The 9613-nt window shown below is 57.2% G+C and carries 12 protein-coding genes; 6 read left to right on the top strand and 6 right to left on the bottom strand.

Going from position 1 to position 9613, the window contains the following annotated elements; translation table 11 throughout:
• Positions 1-45: 45 nt before the first annotated feature.
• Together ACNS88_RS17260 and ACNS88_RS17255 are read left to right on the top strand one after the other, a co-directional pair.
• Positions 46-372 (top strand): transcription initiation factor IIB family protein, encoded by a 327-nt coding sequence (locus ACNS88_RS17260; protein ID WP_435100481.1) that lies wholly within the window; start codon positions 46-48, stop codon positions 370-372.
• A gap of 141 nt (positions 373-513) precedes the next feature.
• Positions 514-1023 carry a hypothetical protein gene (locus tag ACNS88_RS17255; protein ID WP_435100478.1) on the top strand — a complete coding sequence of 170 codons (510 nt, stop codon included), beginning with the start codon at positions 514-516 and terminating at the stop codon, positions 1021-1023.
• 616 nt (positions 1024-1639) lie between these two features.
• On the opposite strand, the gene ACNS88_RS17250 is transcribed toward ACNS88_RS17255, so the two are convergent.
• From ACNS88_RS17250 to ACNS88_RS17240, 3 genes are all read right to left on the bottom strand, one after another.
• Positions 1640-1990: a hypothetical protein gene (locus ACNS88_RS17250; RefSeq protein WP_435100475.1), complete on the bottom strand. Its 351-nt coding sequence runs from the start codon at positions 1988-1990 to the stop codon at positions 1640-1642.
• 102 nt (positions 1991-2092) lie between these two features.
• The gene (locus ACNS88_RS17245; RefSeq protein WP_435100472.1) at positions 2093-2425 is read right to left on the bottom strand and encodes a hypothetical protein; all 333 of its coding nucleotides are present in this window, start codon (positions 2423-2425) and stop codon (positions 2093-2095) included.
• A gap of 18 nt (positions 2426-2443) precedes the next feature.
• On the bottom strand, positions 2444-3100 hold the full coding sequence (locus tag ACNS88_RS17240; protein ID WP_435100469.1) for a hypothetical protein: 657 nt from the start codon (positions 3098-3100) through the stop codon (positions 2444-2446).
• Between the two features lie 24 nt (positions 3101-3124).
• Between ACNS88_RS17240 and ACNS88_RS17235 the strand changes: the two genes are divergently transcribed.
• Positions 3125-5509: an AAA family ATPase gene (locus tag ACNS88_RS17235; RefSeq protein WP_435100466.1), complete on the top strand. Its 2385-nt coding sequence runs from the start codon at positions 3125-3127 to the stop codon at positions 5507-5509.
• A 102-nt stretch (positions 5510-5611) separates the two neighbouring features.
• Here the strand turns inward: ACNS88_RS17235 and ACNS88_RS17230 are convergent, their stop codons facing one another.
• Entirely contained in the window at positions 5612-6271 is a 660-nt protein-coding gene (locus ACNS88_RS17230; protein WP_435100463.1) for a queuosine precursor transporter, read from the bottom strand.
• A gap of 186 nt (positions 6272-6457) precedes the next feature.
• On the opposite strand from ACNS88_RS17230, the gene ACNS88_RS17225 reads away from it, so the two are divergent.
• The 3 genes from ACNS88_RS17225 to queC all read left to right on the top strand — a co-directional run bounded on the left by ACNS88_RS17225 (position 6458) and on the right by queC (position 8479).
• Positions 6458-6919, top strand: coding sequence for a 6-pyruvoyl trahydropterin synthase family protein (locus tag ACNS88_RS17225; RefSeq protein WP_435100460.1), 462 nt, complete (start codon positions 6458-6460; stop codon positions 6917-6919).
• Positions 6919-7695: a 7-carboxy-7-deazaguanine synthase QueE gene (locus tag ACNS88_RS17220; RefSeq protein ID WP_435100457.1), complete on the top strand. Its 777-nt coding sequence runs from the start codon at positions 6919-6921 to the stop codon at positions 7693-7695. The genes ACNS88_RS17225 and ACNS88_RS17220 overlap by 1 nt, the downstream gene beginning before the upstream one ends.
• A 94-nt stretch (positions 7696-7789) precedes the next feature.
• Positions 7790-8479 (top strand): 7-cyano-7-deazaguanine synthase QueC, encoded by a 690-nt coding sequence (gene queC, locus ACNS88_RS17215; protein WP_435100454.1) that lies wholly within the window; start codon positions 7790-7792, stop codon positions 8477-8479.
• Between the two features lie 47 nt (positions 8480-8526).
• Here the strand turns inward: queC and ACNS88_RS17210 are convergent, their stop codons facing one another.
• Both ACNS88_RS17210 and ACNS88_RS17205 read right to left on the bottom strand, forming a co-directional pair.
• Positions 8527-8856 (bottom strand): hypothetical protein, encoded by a 330-nt coding sequence (locus ACNS88_RS17210; protein ID WP_435100451.1) that lies wholly within the window; start codon positions 8854-8856, stop codon positions 8527-8529.
• A 124-nt stretch (positions 8857-8980) separates the two neighbouring features.
• Positions 8981-9334 carry a hypothetical protein gene (locus tag ACNS88_RS17205; RefSeq protein WP_435100448.1) on the bottom strand — a complete coding sequence of 118 codons (354 nt, stop codon included), beginning with the start codon at positions 9332-9334 and terminating at the stop codon, positions 8981-8983.
• Positions 9335-9613 lie beyond the last annotated feature (279 nt).

The following is a 9613-nucleotide window of genomic DNA, read 5'->3' as shown; positions in this document are numbered from 1 at the left end:
CTGATGTGTGTCGTCTATAACATCAAGCGCTTCGTCAAACAGTGAATCTCTACGCCTTACAGCGATTCAACACAGCCGTTCGAACCGTCCATTCCTCCCGCCCGCCCACAGGATTTCCTCCCGAGTATCGTCTCTGAGCTCAAGTTCGGCCCGGATGTCGAACGCAATGCAAGCGGGTATCTCACTAAGGCAACTGACGAGGAACTGCACATCGGCAAACATCCAGCTGCAGTCGCTGCGACAGCCGTGTACGCTGCCGCGATCGACCTGGATCTGCCGGTTAACCAGCAGGCAGTAGCAGAAGCCGCCGATGTCTCAACAGTCACTATTTCACGTCACTACCAAGACATCCGAGAACTCTCCCCCGCCTGAGTCCAACCCCTAACTCGATAGCACCTGCCTGATGTTCAATGGGAGTTGCTCAGGCGAGTTTTATGCGTTAACTGACCTCGTTTGCGTTTCATTTTAAGTAAGTTATCTACTTAAGTAAGATACTGTTCCACAAATATATTGATGACGAAAGATCTATCTCGCTATCCGATCGAGGGACACCTCACACCCGTTGGTGCACTCACGTTCAGCAAATCCGGAGGGTGGTGGCGCGCAATCGTCCATTCCGAGGACGAATACGGAAACAAGAAGATCCGATTGTACCTCTGGCGGGACAACGACACCAAGGGATGGGTTACGAAACATAAATGGAACATCGACCCAGACCACTGGGCAGCGGAACGACGTGTCGTCGAAGACTACGCTGGTACGGCTGTTGATGCCGATACGCCCTACTTCCCCGTCCAACACTACAACGTGGTCGGCGGACAGACGATTAAAAAGACAGACGACTGGTGGACTGCCGTCGTCCAGTACGAGGACGACTACTCATCGACGCACAAGACGCGTCTCTACATGTGGCATCTCGAAAATGGCGATGAGAAAGGGACCGGCTTCAAATGGAACGTTCGCAGCGACACCTGGCCGGAGGAACGTGACGCCGTCGATCGCTATGTAGAGAACCTCCAGTGACAGCGATAACCGCGAGTAAGAGACGGCAGACTCTCAGCAGACACATTTCCGACCTATGACCGATCCTCAGCGAACGACTGTCAGTCCGAGCGCAATCGCACAGTTCTACAAGCTTCAGCAGTGCCCGATGTATCTCTACCACCGTTACGTCGATGAGAACCTCGGTTCCATTTCCGATATCTCTCTGAGCCCTCTTCTCGCCGCGACAGGCCAAGCGTTCGAAGCGGGGCAATTGCGTCACCTTCTCGACGGCGACATCTACAGCATAGGTCCAGTCGATGAGGACCATCCCTTCGACGAACGCTGGAGCGGTGACCCGGAGACGGACATCGACCGACTTCGAGCAGTCGTCGACAATCTCGCGACAGGCGATAGGACGGATCCAGTTGTCTTCTTCCAGCCACGGATCGAGGGAACTGTCGGTGCGTGGCCCATTCGCGGTGATGCGGACGTCGTCATCGCAAGCCCGGATGCGACTGCCCCTGGTTCCCGCAGCGTGGAGGTGCGCGTCGTCGAACTCAAGTCCTCGAGTTCGGTGAAAACTCACCACCAGCTGCAAGCTGCCATCTACTCGCTTCTGCTCGAGTCTCTGTTGGCAGATATTAATACGAGCATCTCAGCGAGCATCGTTTCGCAGGAACCGGAACGGAACGACCTCGCGGACCTCGTGACATCCACCGGTGATATCGATCTGCGACGAGTTGGTACCTTCGACCTGAGCACGCGTCAGAACGATATCCAACTCCTCCTCGAACCCGACGGTGCACTCGACGCTGAGCTTCTTGACGGCGAAGAGATGCGAGAACCCGGAAATCTGCCCACCTACCGAATTGATGCCCGCTGTGACGACTGTGCCAAGCAGTCGAAGTGTATCGCACACTCGGTGACGAATCACAACCTCTCTCTGCTTGGGATCAGTGAGGGCGTACAGGAGTCCCTCAATAGTCTCGGCATCGAAGACCTCCATGACCTCGCAACGCTCTATAACTGGCCGACCGAGGAGCGTAATCGGAGAGCGACTTCACATGTCCACCCACGTCCCAGGGAGTCGGAACTCGTCACGCGCATCCTACGGGAAACGGAGATCTCGAACCTCCGCGATACCGCACAGATCGCCCACCGCTTCCTGCGGCAGATCGACCCTGATTACGAAAATCAGTGGCAACAACAATCCGACAAGGCCGGTCCGTGGGGTGACTATCTCATCGGCTCCGGTCGAAACCTTCCCGATGATAATCCGCCGGATAGCTTCAATCTCGATTATCCTCGGAAGTCGCTCGTGCGAGTCTACCCCTACGTCCAGTACGATTTCGTACGCAATCGGGTCGTGCTCCTCGCAGCGAAGGTAACGTCCAGCCGATACGAGGATGAGCACGACGCTGGGCAGTTCATCATCAGCCACCCGGATGAGCTTCCGAACCTAAACAACGAACGCAAAGATCAAGAGGAGCGCCGGTTGATCGAGCGGTTCTTCGAGAGGCTCTCTTCTGCCGTCAACGAGATTCGCCCTGACCTTTGTGAGGAAGGGTATAGCGATACGGAAGGCTTCATCCATATCTATCCGTACGGAGACTCCCAGCGGCGGACGCTCATCGACGCTGTCAAGCGCCATCCCGAATCGGCTGCTGCACAGGCGATTCGGACGCTTCTCGGCTACCGTGAAGAAATCGATCAGACGAGTGTGAGTGTCCTTCGAGACGAGTTCCGCGACAGACACGCGTTCCGATACCCAGGACTGGGCGTCGTTCAGACGGCAGCTCAGTTCTACTCCAGGGATACAGAACTCGACTGGGAGCGTCCACGAGACCCTGAAGAGGTGCCACTCAAGCAGGTATTCGCCCTCGGCTTCTTTGAGACGATCGTTTCGTACGATCAAATGGGCTCCCGTATCCTCCTCAATTTCGATGATGGTCTCCAAATTGCCTCGGACCACTTGAGAGGTGAATTCCCGATTCTCGGTCGGAATCAGGACACGCTTCCGCTGGAGTACCTCTACGCTACCGAGGAATTTGATCTCCTCAAACCAGATCTGGCTGAGGATCCGGAGATGCAGTCGCAGATCGAGCGATACCGTCACCACACCGATGCGGGGTCATCACGAGTGACACTGGACGACGTTGAGGACGCTGTTCACGCTATCTGTGACGCCTACGAGCACATCGAGCGCTCGATTCGGGACAAGGACGCGACGATGACGAAACAGCCGATCGAGCTTGAAGATCTCCGCGAGAATACGCTCGGCGTATCCGAACTTCAGTCGACCTGTCTGGAGTATCAGGAACTCGAATTCGGTGCGAATCGGCGCGAGCTCGTGTCCCACTACCGGACACCGCTCAGTCAACGCACGACAGCTGGCCGCGCGATCCCGTTCGAGGTTACCGAACCGCCTGAAGAGGGAGATGATGACACAGAGCCACGTATGTGGCTCGGTGGGTCGATACTCCGGTCGCTCGGGGACGATTCACAGGACGGGATTCGGGCGGACACTCCCCTCTCGCTCGAGGAGGGGAGTTTCGTCGTAATGACGCCGTTGAAACGTAACGGCGACGGGACCCTAACGGAGGACGTGAGACCGCCACGGCGGATCGCAAATCAGGTGCTGGCACGACTCACTCGTGTCGATACCGAGACGGGTACGGTCCGGGTTTCGTTCTTCGGACCCCAAAGTAAGCCTAGGGAGAAATTCAAACCGAATCATTCCGGCTGGACGACCGACGAGGACGACGAGTGGGACCGTCAACTCATCGAAGAAGGGATGCAGTTCGTACTGGACCCGGCGCTCGATGACTTCGTCGCCCACCGTGCTCACGCCGCGCTGCAAAATGCCGGCCAAAACGACGTGCATAATCGGCTGGTCAATCTGTACGACGACGAGATCTCGGACGCGCTCCGACGAGACTCCCCGCAGTTCGACCCCGCAACTGTCCGATCCTTCCTCGGGAAATTCGACCAAGTAATGCCTGAATCGACGAACTACGACCAAACGGCGTTCGTCTCACAGACGGACCACACGGTTGTCGCGCTCCAGGGGCCGCCCGGAACCGGGAAAACGAGGTATGCGTCTGCCCCGGCGATACTCGCACGCGCCAACGCTGCGACCGGATCGTTTTCTGGGATCGCAACCGCCCACTCACACAACGCCGTCGACGAACTCGCCAGGTCAGTTGCGGACGCCCAACGACGGCTCGCCGAGGCCGGGGTACTTGAGAACGCGCTTCTCATTCGGGTGCAGCCCGGCTCCCGTTCTGGAGATCTCCCCGAAAACGTTCGAGAGTACAGGGCATACGATGACCGTGACGAACTGCAAGATATCTTCGAGAAATACGTCCTCGGGAACGATGCGCCAGGTCCACTCATCGTGTTCACGACGCCGGTAACCCTTCGGAACTTCGTGAACGGTGTGCGCTGGACTATCGATGACGACGCCGATTCGGTCGAGGAGTTCATGGCCGATGGCCGTTCTCGGCTCTTCGATCTCGCCCTTGTCGACGAGGCGAGTATGATGGACCTCCCCCTGCTGTTTCTCGTCGGTGCGTTCCTCGGACAGGACAAGCAGCTGATGCTCGTGGGAGACCACCGTCAGATGCAGCCCATCCAAGCACACGATTGGGAAAGCGAGGATCGCCAAACGATCGAAGAGAACACTCCTGCAGTCTCCGCACTTGATTTCGTCCGGTTCCTCCGCGGTGACCAAGACAGTAACTTCGAACAGTTCGATCGTGAACCGCCGACTTGGAGTGAAAAAGATGCGGTACTCCCGATGGACCAACTGAAACTAACCTATCGGCTTCCTCCCGCAATGGCTCGTTTCGAAACCGAGCTGTTCTACCACCGGGACAACATCACGCTCGAGTCAGCCGGATCGGCACAAACGATTCCGGACGTGCGCAGTGATGATCTCCCTCCCTGGGTGAACGCCGCGCTCGATCCAGAAACACGTGTTACCGTCTTACTGCACGACGATAACGTCTACACCAAAGACAGCCCCGTCGAGGCCTACTTGGCTAGCAGGATGCTTGATCCGCTTCCAGTTGTCGCCCAAGAGCCCGAATCCGACGAACTGAGCGCGGGCGTCGTGGTCCCCTTCCGCTTGATGCGTCGGCGAATGCAGAACCACGTTGACCTAACTGTCGACACCGTTGAGCGGTTCCAGGGCGGCGAACGTGACGTGATGGCGCTGGCGATGACTGCCGGCAACCAAGGGTACGTGAATCAAATCTCTGAGTTTCTGCTCGATGCGAACCGATTTAATGTCGGTGCCAGTCGGATGAAGCGGAAGCTCTTCATCGTCGTCTCGAAATCTCTGTTTCGGGCTGTCAGTAGCGACCCCGAAAAATACGAGCAACAGAAAGCGTGGAAGCAGCTCTATCAAGCTCTCATCGCTGATCGAGATCCCGTTGAGACGATGCAACTCTCTCACGCAGAGGTTCCTGAACTCGACGGGCGAACCGTCTCCGTACAGGTGTACACCGGATTCCGAGATTAACAGAGTTCAGTCTGTTCCTGTTTTAGAAGACGCTTCGGTAGAACTTTACACAAAACTCACCATTCGGTGAGATCTATTCAAAACAATTCTTTGATTGGAGGGCTAAGCCGGCCGTTCCACGAACTCCGTAACAGCGTAGAACGGGAGCGTATCAATCAGTGCCACAAGCAGCTTCACGATGTACTGCCCAGCAACAATCGAGACGAGCGCCCAACCCCAGGTCGGGTCCCCACCAAGGCCGAGTGCCGGAAAGATAGCAAACCCGAGCGTGATGAACACGACCGTGTCCACGCCCTGACTAATTGCAGTGGAGCCGCAGTTCCGGAGCCAGCGATGCCGACCAGCGGTACGATCCTTCAGGTTAGCGAAGAGTCGGACATCGAGGTGTTGGGCGAACGCGAGCGCGACGACGGAGGCGAGGATGATCGAGGCGGACCCACCAAGCGTCGACACGAACGCTTCCTGCCCACCGTAGAACGGGGCAGACGGCATCCAAATGGCGAGGAACACGAGGGCATACGCGATGACGAGCGTGACGACGGTTCCGTTGACCACGGTCGCAGCGTACTCTTTCCCGTGGTACTCAACGAGTAGGTCTGAAGCGAGGTACGCGACGCCGAACGCAACGAACCCAGCAGGGACGGCGACGCCGCCAAGCCCCGGAAGCTCGATCCACGTCAGTTTCGCTGCGAGGACGTTTGCGAGGACGATTGAGCCGGCGAATACGGCTGTAAAGATCGCACGAGTATCTTCAGTCTCCATCAGCTGTCACCACCGTCTGTGACCGGACCACTGCGTACGGTGCTGTGTTGCGGCTCGGCTGAGGTGGGTACCGATGGCCAACGAGAGAGTCGGTGGAGAGTCGATCGTGAGTGTGAGTGGTGCTGCTGTTCCATCGATGAAGTAACGAAACTCAATCTTTATATATTCCCCGAATATTCTTCGAGTATGGCTCGGAGTATATCAAGAGACGAATCCGAAGCAGATGTGCTTCAGGAAGCAGGCCAACGAACCCTCCACATCGGAGCCGACAACCCCATCCGAATCAGCTCGGGCCATCGAATCCTCCACCACGATGGGAAGTGCTCGCGGCCACACGGCCACAACTACGAGATCACCGTCGAGGTAAGCGGCGAACTCACCGAAGAGGGATGGGTCGTCGACAAAGGCGACGTGACGGACGTCATCGACGCGTGGGATCATCGATTCCTCGTCGAAGAAGGCGACCCGCTCGTCGATGCCTTCGAAGCGTCGGGCGACGGCGACGCCCTCGTCGTCCTCGATCACCCACCAACGGCAGAGGTGATGAGCGTCCTCCTCGAACAGCGAATGCTCGACGCGTTCCCAGACACCGTCTCGGACGTCTCCGTGTCGGTGAGCGAAACCGGCGAGCTCTGTGCGACCTACTAATGCCGGTCGCAAGTGACGTCGAGGAGCCCACAACGGGCGCTGACGCGGCTGGTGAGGGCCTCCCGATCAACGAGGTGTTCTACTCGTTGCAGGGCGAGGGAACGCTTGCTGGCGTCCCCTCTGTCTTTGTGCGGACCTCTGGGTGTAACCTGCGGTGTTGGTTCTGTGATTCGTACCATACGTCGTGGGAGCCGACCGGAGCGTGGCGCGACGTCGACTCGATCTTGGAGGAAGTCCGCTCCCACGAGCAGGCGAACCACGTCGTACTCACGGGCGGCGAGCCACTCATCCACGAGGAGTCCGTCGAACTCCTCGAACGGCTCGACGAAGAGGGGTATCACGCGACGATCGAGACGAACGGGACGATCTACCGGGACGCGCCGATCGACCTGGCGAGTATCAGCCCAAAGCTGGCGAGCAGCACGCCGACACCGGAGCGTGACCCGAAGGGGGAGGGCGAGTGGGAGGAGAAACACGAACAGAATCGGATCGATATGGATGCGCTCTCCCAGATGGTCGATACGTACGAGACGCAGCTCAAGTTCGTCGTGACCGACGAGTCGGATCTCCCAGAGATCACGGACCTGGTTGAGCGGGTACGAGAAGCGACGGCGACGACTGTCGCCGATGATGACGTGTTGTTGATGCCGGAGGGCATGACGCGCGAGCAACTCGACGGGACGCGAAGCGAGGTCGCCGAGTTAGCGATGGAGTACGGCTACCGGTACACGCCGCGACTGCACGTTGACCTATGGAACGACGCGCCGGGGACATGAGCGTCGCCCAGAAACAGCCTGGTCGAGATCGTGTGGTACCGCGAGTGCGGTGTGGTGAACAGAGCGACAATCGATTCGACGCAACTGAGCAATCATGAGCAACAAAAGCGCGGTCATTCTGGTGTCCGGCGGGATGGATAGTGCGACTGCTGTCTACGAGGCGATGGAGCAAGGGTACGAGCCGTACTTCCTCCACACGTCGTACGGGCAGCGCACGGAAGACAAAGAGTACGAGTGTGCACAGGCGCTTGCTGAGGAGGTCGATGCGGCTGATTTCCTCCATATCGAGACGGGGCACCTCTCGCAGATCGGCGCGTCGAGCCTGACTGACGAGGAGATGGACGTGGCCGACGCGGATCTTGAGAGTGATGAGATTCCGACGTCGTACGTCCCCTTCCGCAACGCCAATCTGTTGTCGATGGCGACGTCGTACGCGGAGGCGACTGATTCAGAGGCGCTGTTCATTGGGGCGCACTCCGAGGACTTCTCCGGGTATCCCGACTGTCGCCCCGCCTTCTTCGACGCCTTTCAGAACGTGATCGATGTCGGCACGAAACCGGAGACGGAGATTGAGCTGAAAGCGCCGTTCGTCGAGTGGTCGAAGACGGAGATTGCGGAGCGTGGCTTGGAGCTCGGGGTGCCGTACGAGATGACGTGGTCGTGCTACCGCGACGAAGAACCGGCGTGTGGGACGTGTGATGCGTGTGCGTTCCGGCTTGAGGCGTTTCGGAATGCTGAGTCACGCGATCCGATTGCGTATGCTGAGCGGCCGGAGTTCTCGTAAGATCCTTCTTCAACAAACGAGGAGACCGCCGCTGTACCTTCTTGTGATTAGGATTCGTTGTCGGTGTCGCCCGTAAACTCATCCTCTCCGTTGAGTCGTCCCGTGACCCCATTCATAGCATAGATGAGTGTTGCTGCGACGTCGAACGCCTCTGTTCGTGGCAGTCCCGAGATTGGCTTGGTCACGAACTCTTCACCGTCCACATTTACACCAGTGATCGGAGTTACTGTATAGTCGCCATCACCCATTGTGCCGTCAAGGCGAACGAAGATTGTCTGATCGTCATCCCATATCCACTCAACGTAGTACTCGTCATGAATCTCCTCGCTCCACCCTGACGGGTAATAATCAAGATGCTCAGTTTCGCTTTCAGGCATGAGACGTACATTAATGTCGTCTACAGCAACAAATAAATCTGGTTGCGCGTCACTCCGTAGGATGGTTCCACAATAGTAGCGTACGTGACTTACACAAGGTGAGCTACCCCTTCTACAGAATGGGTTAGAACTCGTCCTGTAATTTGTCCATCTTACATTGGACACAGAGGTTATCGAAAAAGCAGGAGATATTATCGTACGGGCAGTCGCGGTCCTCGACGTTGACTGATAGGCGACGCTTTTCGTTTTTCCAAATCGACTCCCAGACGTCGATGTCCATGTCGACTGAGCTGAAGACCACTTCTTGCTCTCGGTCGATGATTTTCGCGGCGGTGACCTCGTGTTGATGTTCCTTGACGAGCGTTATCGCCTCTGTGTAGGATGAACACGGGATCACTCGTGTATCGGCATGGTCATCAAGGAGTTTCACTCTGATTCGCCCATCATACTCCTCGGTGGGCTCTATGTGATTTGTCATGACACGGGAATTCTCAAACCCCACGCAAAAGTATTCGTGTCTGGGTGTCTGGGCCCATTACCGTACAAGAGTCTCGTGTGTTTCCTTGCGCTCAGACTGATCAGCAACAGTGTGCCTGTCGTCCTACGTGTATTGTGACCAGCGAGAGTCCAAAAGTAAGGGACGACGAGGGTTTATAAGCATGTGCTGTCTACTCGTAGACATGCGACGCCCGAGAAAATTCATGCATCTGTATTCTGACGATGCTTAGGAATCTCTGGCAAGCTCACCCGATACCCC

The sequence above is a fragment of the Halorubrum shenae genome (genome assembly GCF_051194165.1).
Classification (GTDB): Archaea; Halobacteriota; Halobacteria; order Halobacteriales; family Haloferacaceae; genus Halorubrum.
The sequence above is the reverse complement of the archived record's forward strand: the minus strand, read 5'-3'. Positions and strand labels throughout refer to the sequence as shown.

Coding starts and splice junctions, on each gene's coding strand:
- ACNS88_RS17255 (WP_435100478.1), top strand. CDS start 514: ATGACGAAAGATCTATCTCGCTATCCGATCGAGGGACACCTCACACCC.
- ACNS88_RS17205 (WP_435100448.1), bottom strand. CDS start 9,334: ATGACAAATCACATAGAGCCCACCGAGGAGTATGATGGGCGAATCAGA.
- ACNS88_RS17230 (WP_435100463.1), bottom strand. CDS start 6,271: ATGGAGACTGAAGATACTCGTGCGATCTTTACAGCCGTATTCGCCGGC.
- ACNS88_RS17220 (WP_435100457.1), top strand. CDS start 6,919: ATGCCGGTCGCAAGTGACGTCGAGGAGCCCACAACGGGCGCTGACGCG.
- ACNS88_RS17250 (WP_435100475.1), bottom strand. CDS start 1,990: ATGGAGGTCTTCGATGCCGAGACTATTGAGGGACTCCTGTACGCCCTC.
- ACNS88_RS17225 (WP_435100460.1), top strand. CDS start 6,458: ATGGCTCGGAGTATATCAAGAGACGAATCCGAAGCAGATGTGCTTCAG.
- ACNS88_RS17210 (WP_435100451.1), bottom strand. CDS start 8,856: ATGCCTGAAAGCGAAACTGAGCATCTTGATTATTACCCGTCAGGGTGG.
- queC (WP_435100454.1), top strand. CDS start 7,790: ATGAGCAACAAAAGCGCGGTCATTCTGGTGTCCGGCGGGATGGATAGT.